Origin of the sequence: Rhizobium sp. WSM4643 (assembly GCF_025152745.1) — a bacterium.
Classification (GTDB): domain Bacteria; phylum Pseudomonadota; class Alphaproteobacteria; order Rhizobiales; family Rhizobiaceae; genus Rhizobium; species Rhizobium leguminosarum_I.
Window position 1 is genome coordinate 189,009 of sequence record NZ_CP104042.1, and the last position, 17,260, is coordinate 206,268.

Consider the following 17,260-nt stretch of genomic DNA (forward strand, 5'->3'; position numbering starts at 1 on the left):
CATGCTGCCGACTATCCTCGATCTCTCAAGCCTTCGCGCCGCCTATCAATCCGGCCTGACGCCGCTCGACGCCATCGAAGAGGTGATTGCGCGGCGTGCCGCCTCGAAAGATCCGGCGATCTTCATCACGCCGGTGCCCGACGATGAACTGCGGGCTGCCGCGAAGGCCCTGCTGGCACGTGCGCCTGAGGCAAACAGCCTGCCGCTCTGGGGCGTTCCCTTTGCCGTCAAAGACAATATCGATGCCGCCGGCCTGCCGACGACGGCCGCCTGCCCGGCCTATGCGTATCGGCCGGAAGCGGACTCCACCGTCGTTGCCCGGTTGAAGGCGGCTGGCGCCATCATCATCGGCAAGACCAATCTCGACCAGTTCGCGACCGGCCTCAACGGCACGCGCTCGCCCTATGGCGCGCCGCGTTCGGTCTTCGATGCGGCCTATATCTCCGGCGGCTCGAGCTCAGGATCATCAGTCACGGTGGCTTCCGGCCTCGCCGCCTTCGCGCTCGGCACCGATACGGCGGGCTCCGGCCGGGTGCCGGCCGCCTTCAACAATCTGGTCGGCATCAAGCCGACGCCGGGTCTCTTGCCGAATACCGGCGCCATACCGGCCTGCAAGAGCGTCGACTGCATCACGATCTTCGCCGCGACCGTCGGCGACGGTGTTACGATCCGCAAGGTCGCCGAAGGCTTCGATGCCGCCGATGCTTTCTCGCGTCGCGCCAAGCCGGCGAACCTGCCGGTATCGGGGTTGCACATCGGCGTTCTCACCGATGCCGAGCGGGAATTCTTCGGCGACAAGGAGGTGGAGGCGCTCTACGACCAGGCGATCGAGCGGGCCAGAGCGCTCGGCGCGACCATCGTGCCGTTCGATTACGCGCCATTCCGCGAGGCCGCCGCCCTTCTCTATGACGGGCCGTGGGTTGCCGAACGCCTGGCGGCGGTCGAGACCTTCCTCGCCACGAACGCGGCCGATTTCGATCCGACGGTCAGGGGGATTATCGAGGGCGCCAAGGGCAAGACGGCGGTCGAGGCTTTCAACGGCCGATACCGGCTGGAGGAACTGCGCCGCAAGACCGAGGCCGAATGGGAAAAGGCCGATGTGCTTCTGCTGCCGACCGCACCGACCACCTACAAAGTCGCGGACATGCTGGCCAATCCCGTCGTGCTCAACGGCCGCCTCGGCCGCTACACCAATTTCGTCAACCTGCTCGATTGCGCAGCGATCGCCGTTCCGGCCGGCTTCGGCAAAGGTGGGCTGCCGGGCGGCGTCACCGTCATCGCACCGGCTTTCACCGACGATGCGCTGGCGCCGCTTGCCGATGCGCTGCACCGCGCAGCAGGTTCCGGCATGGGGATCGACCGGCAGGCTGCGATCCCCGAAGCAAGCCGTGTTGTGCCTGGCGATGACGGTTTCATCGAAATCGCAGTCGTCGGTGCGCATCTGACCGGCATGCCGCTCAATCACGAACTGGCAGGCGCCGGCGGGCGTCTGGTCAAGACCTGCCGCACGGCCGGCGATTATCGCCTCTTCGTCTTGCCCAATACCACGCCGCCGAAACCGGGACTGCTGCGCGAACCCGGCCATAAGGGTCAGGGGCTGGAGGTCGAGGTCTGGGCACTGCCGGCCGATGCTTTCGGCCGGTTCGTCCAGAAGATTCCGGCACCCCTCGGCATCGGCAAGCTGACGCTCGAAGACGGTTCCAGCGTCTCCGGCTTCGTCTGCGAGACCCATGCGGTGAAAGGTGCCGAGGAAATCACCGCGCTTGGCGGCTGGCGCAACTATATCAGCGCCAAGCTGGCGAGCTGAGGAGAGCCTTGCATGGCAGCAAAACTCGCCCAGTGCCTGATCGATCTGCTGCGGGATGGTCTCACCGCCCGCAGCGAAGCGATCGGCGGCGCCTGTGTCAGCCCTGGCGGCTCTGAGAGCGTTCGGCAAGCTCGACGATGATGCCGTCGGGATCGCGAACGAAGGCGATCTTGTTCAGCATCTCGGAGTGGACGGCGAAGCGCGGCCGCTCCTTGATTTCGACGCCCGCCTGTTCAAGGCGGACGACGGCCTCGTCGACATTGTCGAAATGGAAGGTGAGGTGGCGGACGCCGGCCGTATCTTCAGGCACGTCGACCGCCCTCGACGCGCCGCCGGGCGGCGCAAAGACCTCCAGCATGCCGCCGCCTGCATCGAGGAACGCGACCTGCATGCCATTCGCCATCGTCTTGCGCAGCACGAGGCCGAGGCCGAGCAGGCCACAGTAGAAATCGACGGTGCGGTCCATGTCGCTGACCGTCATGCCGACATGCTCGAAGGACTTCAGCATCGGAGAGCCCTTCGCGATTCAGACTGTGGCCGCAGCACGCCATTCCCCTGCCGGAAGCCAGGAGCGATAGAGCGGATGATCGGCGGCGATCGGCATCGGCGTCGGTTGTCCGGTTCGCTGCGAGAAGTAGGCGGCCGTTACCAGTTCCAGCGAATTGCGGGCATCCTGCAGCGTCACCGGTGCGTCGGTGTCCTCGACGATCGCCTTGTGGAAGAGCTCGAACTGACGGGTGTAACCATCCTCGCCAGGCACATAGGCGGCGAGCACTTCGTCGATCCGCGCCTGATGTTCCTCGGTCCCGGCGACGAACGTCCACGGATCACGGCCCATCGTATAGGGTTCGATGATGCTTTCGGCGACGAGGTCGTTGAAGCAGAAGCGCAGCCGCGAGATCTCCTTGCGCGAGCCGAGCGTCATCGACAGCGTTGCCAGCGAGCCGTTCTGCATCTTCACCGAAAGGGCTGCCGTATCCTCGACCTCGATTGGATTGACCAGCGTCGCCCCATAGGAAAACACCTCAGCGCAAGGGCCATGTACATAGTTCAGCATGTCATGGGCGTGGATGGCGTGGCCGAGAAGGCCGCCTCCCAGTTCGCTCGCCCATTTGCCGCGCCATGGCACGGCATAGTAATCCGGGCCGCGCCACCAATGTGTCTCGATCGTCGTCAGGAACGGCTTGCCGGCCAGGCCGCGTTCGATCAGCAGCTTCAGCTTCTGCAGGCCGGAACCATAGCGATACTGGAAGATCGGCATCAGCTTCCTGCCGGGGTAACGATCGAGGATGCGCCCCATCTCGTCGACCTCAGCGATCGAGCCGAAAAGCGGCTTCTCGCAGATCACGTGCTTGCCGGATTCGATACCCTTGCGGCAAAGTTCAAAATGCGAACTCGGCGGCGTCGAAATGTCGATGATGTCAAGATCGTCACGGGCAAACAGCGCATCCGCATCCTGGGTGTATTCGCCAATGCCGTACTCCTCGCACAGCGCCCTGCCGCGCTCCTCGTCGAGCGAGCAGAGCACGGGGACCTCGAAAAGCTCCTTGTTCCAGCCGAAGCCGGCCAGATGCCGCGCAGCGATGCCTGCGCCGATGACGCCGACGCGCAATTTCCTGGTCATGATATCCTCCTCAGCGAGCGCCGATGCGCGCGGCTTTCGCCTGGGCTTCCAGCGAAAGACGGCAGACTTCAAAAACGTGATCCTGGGTCATCGCCGTCTGCGTGCGGTTGCCGACGTCGGCGGTGAAAGCGTCGAAATAGTCGAGTTTTTCGCCGCTGCAATCGATATGGGTCATTTCCTTGCCGTTGACCAGGAAGAGGTGATCCTTCCCTGGCCGGCCGGCAATGTCGATATATTTGCGCAGTTCGATGTAGCCTTCGGTGCCGAGAATGGTGAGGCGCCCGTCACCCCAGGTCGGCAGCGCCTCCGGCGTGAACCAGTCGACACGGACATAGCCCGCCGCCTTGTCGGAGCGCAGAAGCACCTCGCCGAAATCCTCGAAGGCGGGCTTGTCGGGCATGCCGAAATTGCCGATCGAGCTGGCGATAACCTCGCCTGTGGTCGAGCCGGTATAAAACAGGAACTGGTCGACCTGGTGCGAAGCGATATCGACGATGATGCCACCGAAGGCTTCGGGATCGAAGAACCAGTCCGGTCGGGTCGGCAGTTGCAGCCGGTGTGGACCGACACCGAGCGTCTGGATCACTTTGCCGATTGCGCCTTCGGCGACGAGCTTGCCGGCCTTGACGGCGGAGCGCACGCAGTGGCGTTCGGAAAAGCAGATCGAGAAGATCTTGCCGGTCTCGGCAACGGTACGCCTGACCTCCTCGAGTTGGACGAAGGTCGTCACGCCCGGCTTGTCGGTCATCACGTCTTTGCCTGATCTCATTGCGCGGATGGCAAGCCCGGCGCGGTCGCGGGGGATTGCGGAAATGCAGATGACATCGATCGACGGATCGTCGAACAGCTTTTCCCTGTCGATCTGCGGCGCGTCAGGATAGGTCTTCTCAAAGGCCTCGCGCAATGCCGGCACCGAGGTCTGCGGGCAATAGCCGACGAACTCGCCGCCTGAAGCAAGCAATCCCTTCACGTGATCGAACGTGTGACCATGGTCGATTCCGACGACGGCAAATCTCAACATCGCTGCAATATCCTCCCGGGATTTTCGTGCGGCCGGCTGACGCCAGCCTCCTCCATGTCGGGCAAAACAGATAACGAAAGCTGGCTCCTGTCAAGGCGAGATGGAGGGCAAAATCGTCACCGCCTGTATTTAACTATTTGAAATTTAAGAGTTATTTTGTATCTAAATAGTTATTTTGTGAGCTTTTGCGATTGGATTCCCGAGAAAGGCCGCCGCTTGAGCCGATCGAGAAAAAGTCTTTTTCCCCAACGCATCTTGCCCCGTCTTCATGAATGTGATCGATTTTGGTCGCCGCCGGGTCGGAGGGCGGCAATACGCCGCAATTTTCAAAAGAGCGCTTCTCGCTCGTCTTGATGAAAGATCACCATGTCTCAAGCTCTTCTCGATGTCGCCGCTTCGGATGGTCTTTTTGTCGGTCGCATCTGGAATCCCGAGGTTGCCGGACCGAGCATTGTGACATCACGCGAGGGCGTGCTGGTCGACATCACGTCGCGCGAGGCGCCGACGCTGAGCGCCCTGCTCGAGCGGCAGGATGCCGCCGGCTTCGTCCGTGCAGCAAGTGGCAAGACGGTTGGCTCGCTGACGGACATCGCCGCCAACAGTACCGGAGTTCCGGATCAAACGCGCCCTTATCTCCTTGCGCCCGTCGACCTGCAGGCAGTCAAAGCCTGCGGCGTTACCTTTGCGCAGTCGATGATCGAGCGCGTCATCGAGGAGAAGGCGGCCGGCAATCCGGAACGCGCCGCCTCGATCCGCGAGCGTGTCAGCACGCTGATCGGCGGCAGCCTCACCAATCTGAAGGCCGGTTCGCCGGAGGCGGCCAAGGTCAAGCAGGCGCTGATCGACGAGGGCATGTGGTCGCAATATCTCGAGGTCGGTATCGGGCCGGACGCCGAAGTCTTCACCAAGGCGCCGGTGCTCTCCTCGGTCGGCTGGGGTGCCGATGTCGGCCTGCATCCGATTTCGACCTGGAACAATCCCGAGCCGGAAATCGTGCTCGCGGTCAACAGCCGCGGCGAAATCAAGGGTGCGACGCTCGGCAACGACGTCAACCTGCGCGACGTCGAGGGCCGCTCGGCTCTGCTGCTCGGTAAGGCCAAGGACAACAACGCATCCTGCTCGATCGGTCCGTTCATCCGCCTGTTCGATGCCGGCTACAGCCTGGATGACGTCCGCAATGCCGAGCTTGACCTGAAAGTCACCGGCCAGGACGGTTTCGTGCTGCACGGCAAGAGTTCGATGTCAAAGATCAGCCGCGACCCGACCGATCTCGTCAAGCAGACGGTCGGCGCCCATCACCAATATCCCGATGGTTTTATGCTCTTTCTCGGCACGCTGTTTGCGCCGACGCAGGACCGCGACGCGCCGAAGCAAGGCTTCACGCACAAGATCGGCGATGTCGTCGAGATTTCCTCGGCAGGCCTCGGCGCGCTCGTCAACACCGTGCGGCTCTCCACCGAATGCGCGCCCTGGACCTTCGGTATTTCGGCGCTGATGAGCAACCTCGCCAAGCGCGGTCTGCTCTAAACTACTGGTTTCGCCGCCTGCCCTGCAGCAAGTCGAGAACGGAGTTTGCCGCTTCGAGAACGTTTGTCCCAGGGCCGAACACGGCTGCAACGCCGTGTTCATGCAGGAATTCATAGTCCTGTCGCGGGATAACACCGCCGCAGACGACGATGATATCACCACCGCCCTGTTCCCTCAGCCTGTCGATCAACTGTGGTAGCAGCGTCCTGTGACCGGCCGCCAGTGACGAGACGCCGACGACATTGACCTTTTCGCTGAGTGCGACGCTGGCAGCTTCCTCCGGTGTCTGGAAGAGGGGACCGGCGAGTACATCGAAGCCGATGTCGCCGAAGGCCGAGGCGATCACCTTGGCGCCTCGGTCGTGTCCGTCCTGACCGAGCTTGGCGACCATGATCTTCGGCCGGTGACCCATGGCTTCCGTCACCTCCGTCATGCGGGTCTTGAGCACGGCGAGTTCCGGCTCGTTTTCATACGCCTCGCCGTAGACGCCTTTAATGACTTCAGGGGTCGCGGCATGATCGCCGAAGGCAGTGCGCATCGCGTCCGATATCTCGCCGACCGTGGCGCGGGCTCGGGCCGCCGCCATGGCGGCTTCCAGCAGGTTGCCCTTGCCGTTCTGTGCGATCTCCGCCAGGGCCGCCAGCGCCTCGCGCACGGCTCCGCCGTCGCGGCGCCGCTTCGTTTCCTCGATACGTCTGATTTGCGCTTTGCGCACCGCGCTGTTGTCGATCTCCAGAATGTCGATCGGCTGCTCGTTGTCGAGCCGGTAACGGTTGACGCCGACGATGACCTCTTCGCCCTTGTCGATCGCCGCCTGGCGGCGTGCGGCCGCTTCCTCGATCAACCGCTTCGGCAGGCCGTCATTGACGGCTTTCGTCATGCCGCCGAGTGCTTCCACCTCCTCGATCAGCGCCCAGGCTTTGTCGGCGAGCTCCTTCGTCAGGCTCTCGACGTAATAGGAACCTGCCAGCGGATCGACCACCTTGGTGACGCCTGTCTCGTGCTGCAGGATAAGCTGCGTGTTGCGGGCGATGCGAGCGGAAAATTCCGTCGGCAGCGCGATCGCCTCGTCGAAGGAATTGGTGTGTAGCGACTGCGTGCCGCCGAGAACGGCCGACATCGCCTCGAAAGCAGTGCGGATGATGTTGTTATAGGGGTCCTGTTCCTGCAGCGAGACGCCGGAGGTCTGGCAATGGGTGCGCAGCATCAGCGAAGAGGTCTTCTTCGGCTGGAACTCTTCCATGATACGAGTCCAGAGCAGCCGGGCGGCGCGAAGTTTGGCCGCCTCCATGAAGAAGTTCATGCCGATCGCAAAGAAGAAGGAGAGCCTTCCGGCGAAATCATCGACGTTGAGGCCCTTGGCGATCGCCGCCCTGACATATTCGCGGCCGTCGGCCAGCGTGAAGGCAAGTTCCTGCACCAGCGTCGCGCCGGCCTCCTGCATATGATAGCCGGAGATAGAGATCGAATTGAACTTTGGCATCTCCCTTGCGGTATATTCGATGATGTCGGCAACGATCCGCATCGATGGTTCGGGCGGATAGATATAGGTGTTGCGGACCATGAACTCCTTGAGGATGTCATTTTGGATGGTCCCCGAAAGGTCGGCCCGCGAAACGCCCTGCTCCTCGCCGGCTACGATGAAGGAGGCGAGGATCGGGATGACGGCGCCGTTCATGGTCATCGATACCGACATTTCGCCGAGCGGAATGCCGTCGAACAGGATCTTCATGTCCTCGACGCTGTCAATTGCCACCCCTGCCTTGCCGACATCGCCCTCGACGCGCGGATGATCGCTGTCATAACCGCGGTGGGTGGCAAGGTCGAAAGCGACCGAGAGGCCTTTCTGGCCGGCCGCCAGATTGCGGCGATAAAAGGCGTTTGATTCCTCTGCCGTCGAGAAGCCGGCATACTGGCGAATCGTCCAGGGCCGGCCGGCATACATCGTCGCGCGCGGACCGCGGGTGAAAGGCGAAAAACCGGGAAGCGAACCAAGGTGCCCGACGCCGGCGAGATCCTCGGCCGTATAGAGCGGCTTGACGGCAATGCCTTCCGGCGTCTGCCAGGTCAGCGTTTCGGGCGAGGTGCGCAGTTCCTTTTGCGCAAGCTCCACCCAATCCGACAGCGTCTTCTTCGTCATGCGGTTCCTCCGGCCTTTTTCATCCTCAGCCTACCATTTCACCGGCCCCTCGTGCGATAGAGCCCGAACAGGATGATTTTAGGCCGAGCCGGCCAAAAATCTGAATCCTGTTCTATATTATATAGTTAGAGCATGATGTCGTCCTAAAACCGCTCACACTTTTCAGCATCATGCTCTAGGATAATTAATGCGGCAAATCCTTGATTTCTATTGCCGGCTTTGGGACCCGCCTCATGAAGACCATGCAGATCTATGCCTTTGACATGAACTGCGTCGGCCATATCAACCACGGCCTGTGGACGCATCCGCGCGACCGCTCAGCGCAGTATACCGATCTCGACTACTGGACGGAGTTTGCCAAGACCGCCGAACGCGGCAAGCTGGACGGCATCTTCCTGGCCGACATCGTCGGTGTCTACGATGTCTACAGGGGTAGCCCGGCGCCGGTGATCGAGACGGGCGCGCAGATCCCGGTCAATGATCCGCTGATCCCGGTTTCGGCGATGGCCTATGTCACCAAACATCTGGGTTTCGGCGTCACCGTCAACACCACCTACGAGCCGCCCTTCCTGCTGGCGCGGCGCATGTCGACGCTCGACCACCTGACCAAGGGACGGATCGGCTGGAACATCGTCACGGGTTATCTCGACAGTGCGGCCCGCAGCATGGGTTTCGACAAGCTGCCGGAACATGATGCGCGTTACGACGCAGCCGAAGAATATCTCGAAATTCTCTACAAGCTCTGGGAAGGGAGTTGGGACGACGATGCGGTGCTGCGCGACAAGGCGGGTGGCGTCTATGCAGATCCCTCCAAAGTGCGCACGGTCCGTCACGACGGTAAATATTACCGGATGGAGGGCATTCATCTTTCCGAGCCCTCGCCGCAGCGCACGCCCCTGCTCTTCCAGGCCGGCGCCTCGGCACGTGGGCAGGATTTCGCCGCACGCCACGCCGAATGCGTCTTCATTGCCGGGCCGAATCCCAAGGCGGCCAAGCCGACCGTCGATGCGCTGCGGGCGAAGGCGGAGGAATTCGGCCGCGGCGCCGACGCATTGAAGATCCTGAGCCTGATCACCGTCGTCGTCGGGCGGACGGAGAAGGAAGCACGGGACAAGCTGGAGGACTACCGCCGCCATGCGAGCGTCGAGGCTTCGCTTGCGCATTACTCCGCTTCGACAGGCATCGACTTTTCGAAGTTTGGATTGGACGACGTCATCGACCAGAACTCGACCAACGCCAATCAATCCGCGCTTGCGGCCATCACGAAACAGGCGCCAAAGCCGGTGACGCTGCGTGACATCATCGACCAGATGGTGCTCGGCAGCCGGATGAAGCCGATAGTGGGCTCGCCCGACCAGATCGCCGATCATCTCGCGACATGGATCGAAGAGGGTGACATCGACGGCTTCAATCTGGCGCGGACAGTGGCGCCGGAAAGCCTGCGCGATTTCGTCGACCTAGTGGTGCCGGTGCTGCAGGAGCGCGGCGTCTTTAAGGCGGACTATGCTGCAGGACCCTTGCGGCAGAAGCTTTTCGGAGGCGGGAACGGCAGGTTGCCCGCCGCTCATCCCGCCGCCCAGTTCCGGCGCTGACTTATCGGTGGTCCAGCTTGGCGACCAGCCGGTCGCCAAGCCACTGGATGCCGCAGACGAGCACGATGAGGACGGCCACCACCGCGATCATCACACTGGTTTCGAAACGTTGATAGCCATAGCGGATGGCGAGGTCGCCGAGGCCGCCGGCGCCGATCGCGCCGGCCATGGCCGAGGCGCCGATCAGCGTTACCAGCGTGACGGTGAAACCGGCGACGATGCCCGGCAGCGCTTCGGGCACCAGCACCTCTCGGATGATCGTCCAGCGGTTGCCGCCCATGGCGCGCACGGCATCGATCAGCCCGCGGTCGACCTCGCGCAGCGATACTTCGGCAATGCGGGCGTAGTAGGGCGTTGCAGCGATGGCGAGTGGCACGATGGCCGCCCAGGTGCCGAGCGCGGTGCCGACGATCAGCCGCGTCAGCGGGATCAGCGCCACCAGCAGGATGATGAAGGGTATCGAGCGAAAGCCGTTGATGACTGCGCCGAGCACGCGATTGATCCAGATGTTTTCGGCGATGCCGCCGCGCGCCGTCGCGACCAGGGCAAGGCCGAGCGGCAGGCCGGCGACGAGCGAAATCACTCCCGAGGCGACCGTCATCAGGATCGTCTCCCAAAGGGAGCGAATGAGCAGTTCAAGCATGATCGGTGTCATAACCAAGCACCTCCACCCGGGCGGACCGGGCCATCAGGAATTGTTCGACCTTTCCGGCAAGGGCGGGGTCGCGCGCGGGAACGGCGATGAAGAACCGCGCCACCGGCTGGTTCTGGATGTGGTCGATGCCGCCATGGACGAGGCGGAAGGAATGCGGCAGCGCCGCCGAGAGTTCGGCAAACAGCGCGCCCCGCGCCTGCGGGCCAGCGAGATCGACGCTGAGGATCGCTTCGCTGCCCGCCGCAGCCGACAGCCGGCCGGCGATATGCTCAGGAAGCTGCGGGCGGATGCCGCCGAGCAGGCTCCTGGTGATGTCAGCCTGCGGGTTGGCGAAGATCGACCAGACCTGCCCTTCCTCGACGATCCGCCCGGCATCGATGACTGCGACGCGATCGGCAATGCCGCGGACCACTTCCATCTCATGGGTGATCAGCAGAATGGTCAGTCCGAGCTTACGGTTGATATTCCTAAGCAGCGCCAGGATCGACCGGGTCGTTTCCGGATCGAGTGCCGATGTCGCCTCGTCGGACAACAGCAGTGCCGGGCGTGCCGCGAGCGCGCGGGCGATGCCGACGCGTTGTTTCTGGCCACCGGACAGCGATGCGAGATAGGCCTTGGCCTTGTCCGCAAGGCCGACGAGATCGAGCAGCTCATGCGCCCGTTTCAGGCGATCACTCTTTGCAAGACCCTCGATCTTCAGTGGCAGCGCGACGTTTTCCTCGACGGTTTTGGCGGAAAGCAGATTGAAATGCTGGAAGATCATGCCGATGCGGCGGCGCAGCGGCTGCAGTTCCTGTTCTGAAAGTCCGGTGATGTCTCGGCCTTCGATGAGGATCTCGCCGCTATCGGCGCGCTCCAGGCCGTTCAGGCAGCGGATCAGCGTCGATTTGCCGGCGCCGCTGCGGCCGATGATGCCGAGGATTTCGCCTCTCTTCACCGTCAGCGAAATGCCGTCGAGGGCTGCAGTGGTTCCGAACCGCCGCTTCACGTCGGTAAGCCTCACCACCTCTTCGGTCGCCGCTTGAGACTGCGCCTCGATCACCGTGGTGGAAACAAGGGAATTCATGTGGTTTTCCTTACAAATACTCAAGGCGGTCCGGGCAAAGAACGCCCGGACCGCCTCTCGGCAGGCCTTAGAGCCTTTCCGGGCTAGATTGAAGCATTCTGCCGGAGCAGATTTTCGTCAGGATCAAAGGCGATTGGCGACGGGCATACCCCTTGGTACGTCCGAGCCGATCGCCTTTGATCCCGGCGGAAAGATGCCCGGCCCTTCGGGTTGGCTGAAACGGGCCGGCTGATCGACCGGCCGGCTTGGCCGTAGAACCGGGCTACGACGCGCGCCGGCCGGTCGACCATCCGACTCCGTTTGAGCCAACAGAATGCTTCAATCTAACCCGGAAAGGCTCTAACCCCAGCCCTGCCTTTGATCAATAGGCGCTGAGACCGGTGCCCTTGTAGACCTTATCGAATTCGGCCTTGACGGTGTCGTTCTGATAAGAAGACACAAGCGTCTTGACCCATTCGGCATCCTTGTTGTCGTCCTTGACGGCAATGAAGTTGCGGTACGGATTATCGGCGATCGGCTCCTGGGCGATGCGTTCGGCCGGAGAAAGACCGCTCTTCAGCGCCCAGTCGGTGTTGACGACACCGGCATCCAGATCGTCGATCGAACGGCCGACGATGCCGGCGTCGAGTTCCTTGATCTCGATCTTCTTCGGATTGTCGGTGACGTCGGCGACGGTCGCGAGAATACCGGTGCCCTCCTTCAGTTTGATCAGGCCTTCGTTCTGGAGAACGCGCAGCGCACGGCCTTCGTTCGAAGGATCGTTCGGCACGCCGATGACGGCACCTTCCGGGATCTCGGCGACGGACTTGTACTTCTTGGTGTAAAGGCCGATCGGCCAGACCCCGGTATAACCGACGCGAATGATGTGATAGCCGTGCTGCTGGATCTGGTTGTCGAGATAGGGCTGGTGCTGGAAGGCGTTGGCATCGATTTCGCCGCGCTCCAGCGCTTCATTCGGCTGAGTGTAGTCGTTAAAGATGACGGTCTCGATCTTGAGACCTTTCTTGCCCGCCTCGCTTGCGACCACGCGCCAAATATCCTCCTCCTCGCCGGCCATGATGCCGACCTTGATCGACTTGTCCCCGGCAAAGGAAGAAGCGGGTGCTGCAAGGGTAAAGAGTGCGGCAGCGGAAACGGCCACGGCGGCAAGAGCCGCGCGGCGCGAAAGGTGGAAGCCGTGAAGATTTTTGTTCTTGGTCATTGTTATCCCGTCTGACTGAATGAGGCCGAACGCCCCGAGCAGGCCGATCATGGCAAATGCGCGTATCGAAGGCGAAGTACGAATGTCTGATGTGGAGGAACGGCCGGAAAAACTCTTGCCCTGCCATCGATATCGGCAGGATAAATTTCCATCAAATTAGTGGATTATACTTGGCAGCGAGGATGGCGCGAAAGCGAAAACGGCGCCTCCGCGGCGCCGTTTCAAGTCTATCCCGTACGCTTCACTCGGCGGCGATAAGCGCTTGATTCCGGTTGGGAAAGAAGGCCGCGAGCTCGCCAATGACCTCCCCGATCCGAGTGCAAAGCGGGTCGGACGAGGCACGGTAATGGGTGAAGTCGCGGTCGGACGCGTAGACGGCGGTCGGCAGCGTGTAAGACATGAAAAAACCGAAGAGCGGGCGGAGCTGGTGCTCGACCATCAGCGCATGCCGGTCGCCGCCGCCGGTCGCGGTGATGATGATCGGCTTGGCGCGCAACTCATGCGGGTCGATCAGGTCGATCAGATGCTTGAAGAGGCCGGGATAGCTGCCCTTGTAGGTCGGCGCTCCGATGACCAGCACATCGGCACTGACGATATCGTCGATGACTTCCTTGGCGCGATTGTCGAGATCGTCACGGCGCAGCGCCAAACCAAGCGAGGGGCCGACATCGGTCAGGTCGTAGACAGTGTTGTCGAAGCCGTATTTCTCGCTGGCGAGACCGGCAATATTTTCGACAAGCGCAAAGGTCTTCGACGGGCGGTTGAAACTACCCGCTAGGCCGACCAGTTTGGGAGCAGACATGCCATTTCCTTCCAATATCGTGCCGAAATCGACGTCATTGTTGGACGAATATTATCTATAAAAATAGTGGATTAAAGGAATGATGATCCCTCTTCCTCAAAGGAGGAGAAAAATACGTTCGGGCCTTTGGGCGACGGCGACGTGCGAAACTGGATGCATCGAGTCGGCGTGTCGGTGACATTTTGGCTCGATGCATTGTCCGTGAGCGATGTCGCCTCAGACCGGTTTCTGCTTAGGAATGCGCGGCAGGAAGACCGTCAGGAGACCGAGCAGCGGCAGGTAGGAGCAGATACGGTAGACGAAATCGATGCCGTGGGTATCGGCGAAATCGCCGAGCAGCGCCGCCCCAAGCCCCCCTGCCCCGAAGGCGAACCCGAAGAAGACGCCGGCAATCAGCCCGACGCGCCCGGGCACCAGTTCCTGTGCGAAGACGACGATTGCCGAGAAAGCCGAAGCGAAGATCAGGCCGATGACGATGCTGAGCACGCCCGTCCAGAAAAGGTTCGCATATGGAAGCAGGAGCGCGAAGGGAATGACGCCGAGGATCGAGAACCAGATGACGAAACGCGCGCCGAAGCGGTCACCGATCGGCCCGCCGAGGAACGTGCCGACGGCAACCGAGCCGAGGAACAGAAAAAGCATCAGCTGTGCCTGCTGCACGCTGAGGGCAAACTTGTCGATGACATAGAAGGTGAAGTAGCTCGATACGCTCGCCATGTAGACATTCTTCGTTGCCGTCAGCAACACGAGAATCAGCAGCGCCCAGACGACCCGGTTCTGCGGCAGCGGCAGGGTCCGGCTTATTGCCGGCTTGCTGGCATTCTGGCGCCTGTGGCTGATGTACCAGTTGCCGACCCAGCTCAGCACGATCATGCCGACCATGGCGATGGCGGCGAACCAGGAAACGCTGTGCTGGCCGAGCGGCAGCACGATGAAGGCGGCAAGCAACGGACCGATCGCCTGGCCGGCATTGCCACCGACCTGGAAGAAGGATTGGGCGAAACCGTGGCGACCACCGGAGGCAAGACGGGCGACGCGCGACGATTCCGGATGGAAGACCGCCGAGCCGAAGCCGATCAGGCTGGCGGCAAGCAGCAGCAGTTCGAAGCTGCCGGCATTGCCGAGCAGAATGAGGCCGCAAAAGGTACTCGCCATGCCCACAGGCAGCGAATAGGGCATCGGCCAGCGGTCAGTGACGATGCCGACCAGCGGCTGCAGCAGCGACGCCGTAACCTGGAAAGTCATGGTGAGGAGGCCGATCTGGACAAAATCGAGATCGTAGTTCGTCTTGAACAGCGGATAGAGCGAGGCGAGCAACGACTGCATGATGTCGTTCAGCATATGGCAGAAGCTGACCGCCATGAGGATAGACATCGTTGTTTTTTCGAAACGGGGCGCGCTCTCGGCAACGGTTGCCATCAATACTTCTCCTGCACAGGCACGGCCGATGCAGTGCCACGTCGCTTTTGTTCGATGGATTTTCGGGCGATCGGGGCTGGGAAGACTCTCGTGCGACGGTCGCGGAAGTGCATTTAGCGTAAGCGGAGACGCAATTACAGCCCGGTTTTATCCGTATTGGTACGGCTTTTGTTCGATTTGCTCTTCGGACGAGTGATTTCTGCCTAGCTCAACGTCTTTCCAGGCGGGCTTTCATACCACAGTCGGTCGCGATCATCGCATATCCAGTATGCTATGTGAAAACAACCATGGAAAAGCCATGCAGGGGATACTACAGCTTCCCCGATTGAAAATGCGATCGAGGCTGAAAACACACGATGAATGTCAAGACAGCGAATGCGATAGACAGCTATGTCGGAGCGCGCATAAGAATGCGCCGCCAGTTGCTCGGGATGAGCCAGGAACGGCTTGCCGAGCAGATCGGCGTGACCTTTCAGCAGGTTCAGAAATACGAGAAGGGCATCAACCGCATCGGCGCAAGCCGGCTGCAGCGGATCGCCGATGTGCTTCATACGTCGGTGAGCTTCTTCTTCGAACAGGAGAATTCCGAGCCGTTGACACTGCAAGGGCTGGATCTGTCGGCGAATACCGACCCGGTCGCTGAATTCCTGCGAACAAAAGAGGGATTGGTGCTCAATCGCGCCTTTCTTAAAATTGCCGACCGCAATATCCGCGATACGGTCATCGCGCTGGTAAAGGCGATGGCGCAGGCGGAAAGTCGCGGCGTAACATTGGGAGCCTCCGGAGCGGATATCACTCTTCCGCTCGGAGAATAGCCAGGGATATCGGCAGGCAGTATCCGCATGAAGCTCAGGCTCGAGTCATTTTCTGAGTTGCGGCTGATCGATCCGACCGGGCAACCCGTGGCGTTCCCGGAAAAGGGTCTGCTTGCGATCTGCTATCTGCCGGATCGGTATCTGCAGGACGGAGCCGGGAGCTAATATCCTCGCTCGGCGTTGGCGTGGTTCCTATGAATCCTGAGATCATGGCCAACACGGCGATGAGGTCATCTGGGCCGAGCGTTTCAGCCTCCAGAAATATGATTTGATAAGTCACCGGCGCGACATCGCGCGGCGGACCGCCAGGGAGCTTGCCGGCCAAGTTCGCCGGTATGAAACCAAGCGCCACTCCTTCGAGGCAATTCGGCCGCCTATCACAGCTACCTTCTTGGTCTGCGGGATATGAAGCGGCTTTCTCTCCCGATATTCGACGTGGGAACAGCCGCACTCGATCTCGATCTTTAGCAGGGAAGGCTCAGGATACGAAAAAGCCTGCCACGGGAGGAGGTGCGGCAGGCTTTCTGAAAACCGAACAGCGACTGGGAGGAGGAGTGCCGCTGTTCTGACAGACGTCCCTTGGGAGGAGGAGTGGGCCGTCCGAAAGTCGAAGCTTTACGGGAGGAGGTGCATTGCTTCGATCGTCTTGATCATACACCGACCACGGATGGTGCCAATGTCTTATGCTGCACTGCAGCTATGCAAGGACTACAAGGCGGAAAGCTTACAATGCGAACAAGGATCCCAACGAGCCCAGCCACGGAACTCGACGCAAAAACGCCCGCGTCGGGAACGGGCGTCAAGCAGTACTAGATATTACGCGCTGTGCGGTTAGCGCGCGATCGATGCGCGGGCAACGCTGCGGATGTCAGCGCGGTCGATGCCGAGGTCCTGCAGCTCACGGCTGGACATGCGGCCGAGCTCGGTGACGGTCTGACGGAACTTGCGCCAGTTGTTGAAAGAGCGTGCTACGTTCATGATAATCCCCTTTCCTGAGGGCTGTCTGACGTCAGAAACCTTGCTTGGCTCCGGCGTCGTTTCGATGGTTGGAATATAGGCGGCTCAATCGGTTTAAAACAGCGACAATCTCTCATCTCAGCTATGCGATAGACGCATGGGCTGTTTCTTTTTTGTGCGAAATTCTGTCTTTTTAAGCCGCGGAGGTGAAAGCCGTCGGATCGACGGGTTCGTGTCGCGTCACAGAGTGAACCCGATGCTGCGAACAGGTACTTAATGACACGTGTTGAGTTCCGAGCGCGCGAAGTATCCGGACCGAAGCGCTCAGCGGCATATCCCAGCGCTACGGGATGACGATATCGGGCCCAAATTCGTCGGATCCGCGGGAAGGATCTCGAGCCCGGCCGGCGCCGAAAACAGCACGCCGTTCGTAGCGATGCAATTCACTTTTCCCTTCCTCAGGCATTTTGCCACTATGGCTCGAAATGCATTATATGGCCGAAGCCTCCGGTGAACTCGAGTGCCGGCAATATCGGCGGCCGGCGTCGCAGCCTCGACAGTCCGCCGGCTGCCCATGCTAGATGATCATCGTGTCGAACAGCCGTGACCGCGATAGCCAACAGAGGCCGATCAT

15 protein-coding genes are annotated in these 17,260 nt (G+C 61.2%); 5 read left to right on the forward strand and 10 right to left on the reverse strand.

What is annotated here, in order from left to right; translation table 11 throughout:
• Nucleotide 1: 1 nt before the first annotated feature.
• A complete protein-coding gene (atzF, locus tag N1937_RS27760) occupies nucleotides 2–1,807 on the forward strand; it encodes an allophanate hydrolase (protein ID WP_260060193.1) in 1,806 nt (601 codons plus the stop codon).
• A gap of 97 nt (nucleotides 1,808–1,904) precedes the next feature.
• Here atzF and N1937_RS27765 read toward each other — a convergent pair whose 3' ends face one another.
• Genes N1937_RS27765 through N1937_RS27775 form a run of 3 tightly spaced genes read right to left on the reverse strand, consistent with a single transcriptional unit; the run spans nucleotide 1,905 to nucleotide 4,452 of the window.
• Nucleotides 1,905–2,315 carry a VOC family protein gene (locus tag N1937_RS27765; protein WP_260060194.1) on the reverse strand — a complete coding sequence of 137 codons (411 nt, stop codon included), beginning with the start codon at nucleotides 2,313–2,315 and terminating at the stop codon, nucleotides 1,905–1,907.
• Nucleotides 2,316–2,333: 18 nt separating this feature from the next.
• Complete coding sequence (locus tag N1937_RS27770; protein WP_260060195.1) at nucleotides 2,334–3,431, reverse strand: Gfo/Idh/MocA family protein; 1,098 nt, start codon at nucleotides 3,429–3,431, stop codon at nucleotides 2,334–2,336.
• A gap of 10 nt (nucleotides 3,432–3,441) precedes the next feature.
• Nucleotides 3,442–4,452, reverse strand: a complete 1,011-nt coding sequence (locus N1937_RS27775; RefSeq protein ID WP_260060196.1) for a Gfo/Idh/MocA family protein — start codon at nucleotides 4,450–4,452, stop codon at nucleotides 3,442–3,444.
• Between the two features lie 366 nt (nucleotides 4,453–4,818).
• Here N1937_RS27775 and N1937_RS27780 point away from each other — a divergent pair, with 366 nt between their 5' ends.
• Entirely contained in the window at nucleotides 4,819–5,979 is a 1,161-nt protein-coding gene (locus N1937_RS27780; protein ID WP_260060197.1) for a fumarylacetoacetate hydrolase family protein, read from the forward strand.
• A 1-nt stretch (nucleotide 5,980) separates the two neighbouring features.
• Here N1937_RS27780 and scpA read toward each other — a convergent pair whose 3' ends face one another.
• On the reverse strand, nucleotides 5,981–8,119 hold the full coding sequence (scpA, locus tag N1937_RS27785; RefSeq protein ID WP_260060198.1) for a methylmalonyl-CoA mutase: 2,139 nt from the start codon (nucleotides 8,117–8,119) through the stop codon (nucleotides 5,981–5,983).
• Nucleotides 8,120–8,352: 233 nt separating this feature from the next.
• On the opposite strand from scpA, the gene N1937_RS27790 reads away from it, so the two are divergent.
• A complete protein-coding gene (locus N1937_RS27790) occupies nucleotides 8,353–9,711 on the forward strand; it encodes an LLM class flavin-dependent oxidoreductase (protein WP_260060199.1) in 1,359 nt (452 codons plus the stop codon).
• 1 nt (nucleotide 9,712) lies between these two features.
• Here the strand turns inward: N1937_RS27790 and N1937_RS27795 are convergent, their stop codons facing one another.
• From N1937_RS27795 to N1937_RS27815, 5 genes are all read right to left on the reverse strand, one after another.
• On the reverse strand, nucleotides 9,713–10,366 hold the full coding sequence (locus N1937_RS27795) for a methionine ABC transporter permease (protein ID WP_260060200.1): 654 nt from the start codon (nucleotides 10,364–10,366) through the stop codon (nucleotides 9,713–9,715).
• Entirely contained in the window at nucleotides 10,347–11,432 is a 1,086-nt protein-coding gene (locus N1937_RS27800) for a methionine ABC transporter ATP-binding protein (protein WP_260060201.1), read from the reverse strand. The genes N1937_RS27795 and N1937_RS27800 overlap by 20 nt, the downstream gene beginning before the upstream one ends.
• A gap of 361 nt (nucleotides 11,433–11,793) precedes the next feature.
• Entirely contained in the window at nucleotides 11,794–12,633 is an 840-nt protein-coding gene (locus N1937_RS27805; protein ID WP_260060203.1) for a MetQ/NlpA family lipoprotein, read from the reverse strand.
• 241 nt (nucleotides 12,634–12,874) lie between these two features.
• Nucleotides 12,875–13,435, reverse strand: a complete 561-nt coding sequence (msuE, locus tag N1937_RS27810) for an FMN reductase (protein WP_260060204.1) — start codon at nucleotides 13,433–13,435, stop codon at nucleotides 12,875–12,877.
• Between the two features lie 216 nt (nucleotides 13,436–13,651).
• Complete coding sequence (locus tag N1937_RS27815) at nucleotides 13,652–14,854, reverse strand: MFS transporter (RefSeq protein WP_260060205.1); 1,203 nt, start codon at nucleotides 14,852–14,854, stop codon at nucleotides 13,652–13,654.
• A 356-nt stretch (nucleotides 14,855–15,210) separates the two neighbouring features.
• Here N1937_RS27815 and N1937_RS27820 point away from each other — a divergent pair, with 356 nt between their 5' ends.
• The gene (locus N1937_RS27820; RefSeq protein WP_162116742.1) at nucleotides 15,211–15,669 is read left to right on the forward strand and encodes a helix-turn-helix domain-containing protein; all 459 of its coding nucleotides are present in this window, start codon (nucleotides 15,211–15,213) and stop codon (nucleotides 15,667–15,669) included.
• A gap of 27 nt (nucleotides 15,670–15,696) precedes the next feature.
• A complete protein-coding gene (locus N1937_RS27825; RefSeq protein ID WP_162116578.1) occupies nucleotides 15,697–15,834 on the forward strand; it encodes a hypothetical protein in 138 nt (45 codons plus the stop codon).
• A 666-nt stretch (nucleotides 15,835–16,500) separates the two neighbouring features.
• Here the strand turns inward: N1937_RS27825 and N1937_RS27830 are convergent.
• Complete coding sequence (locus N1937_RS27830) at nucleotides 16,501–16,647, reverse strand: DUF1127 domain-containing protein (protein WP_003552150.1); 147 nt, start codon at nucleotides 16,645–16,647, stop codon at nucleotides 16,501–16,503.
• Nucleotides 16,648–17,260 lie beyond the last annotated feature (613 nt).

What these genes read in the sequence shown, in the direction of transcription:
- atzF (WP_260060193.1), top strand. Translation starts at nt 2, where the DNA reads ATGCTGCCGACTATCCTCGATCTCTCAAGCCTTCGCGCCGCCTATCAA.
- N1937_RS27765 (WP_260060194.1), bottom strand. Translation starts at nt 2,315, where the DNA reads ATGCTGAAGTCCTTCGAGCATGTCGGCATGACGGTCAGCGACATGGAC.
- N1937_RS27770 (WP_260060195.1), bottom strand. Translation starts at nt 3,431, where the DNA reads ATGACCAGGAAATTGCGCGTCGGCGTCATCGGCGCAGGCATCGCTGCG.
- N1937_RS27775 (WP_260060196.1), bottom strand. Translation starts at nt 4,452, where the DNA reads ATGTTGAGATTTGCCGTCGTCGGAATCGACCATGGTCACACGTTCGAT.
- N1937_RS27780 (WP_260060197.1), top strand. Translation starts at nt 4,819, where the DNA reads ATGTCTCAAGCTCTTCTCGATGTCGCCGCTTCGGATGGTCTTTTTGTC.
- scpA (WP_260060198.1), bottom strand. Translation starts at nt 8,119, where the DNA reads ATGACGAAGAAGACGCTGTCGGATTGGGTGGAGCTTGCGCAAAAGGAA.
- N1937_RS27790 (WP_260060199.1), top strand. Translation starts at nt 8,353, where the DNA reads ATGAAGACCATGCAGATCTATGCCTTTGACATGAACTGCGTCGGCCAT.
- N1937_RS27795 (WP_260060200.1), bottom strand. Translation starts at nt 10,366, where the DNA reads ATGACACCGATCATGCTTGAACTGCTCATTCGCTCCCTTTGGGAGACG.
- N1937_RS27800 (WP_260060201.1), bottom strand. Translation starts at nt 11,432, where the DNA reads ATGAATTCCCTTGTTTCCACCACGGTGATCGAGGCGCAGTCTCAAGCG.
- N1937_RS27805 (WP_260060203.1), bottom strand. Translation starts at nt 12,633, where the DNA reads ATGACCAAGAACAAAAATCTTCACGGCTTCCACCTTTCGCGCCGCGCG.
- msuE (WP_260060204.1), bottom strand. Translation starts at nt 13,435, where the DNA reads ATGTCTGCTCCCAAACTGGTCGGCCTAGCGGGTAGTTTCAACCGCCCG.
- N1937_RS27815 (WP_260060205.1), bottom strand. Translation starts at nt 14,854, where the DNA reads ATGGCAACCGTTGCCGAGAGCGCGCCCCGTTTCGAAAAAACAACGATG.
- N1937_RS27820 (WP_162116742.1), top strand. Translation starts at nt 15,211, where the DNA reads ATGAATGTCAAGACAGCGAATGCGATAGACAGCTATGTCGGAGCGCGC.
- N1937_RS27825 (WP_162116578.1), top strand. Translation starts at nt 15,697, where the DNA reads ATGAAGCTCAGGCTCGAGTCATTTTCTGAGTTGCGGCTGATCGATCCG.
- N1937_RS27830 (WP_003552150.1), bottom strand. Translation starts at nt 16,647, where the DNA reads ATGAACGTAGCACGCTCTTTCAACAACTGGCGCAAGTTCCGTCAGACC.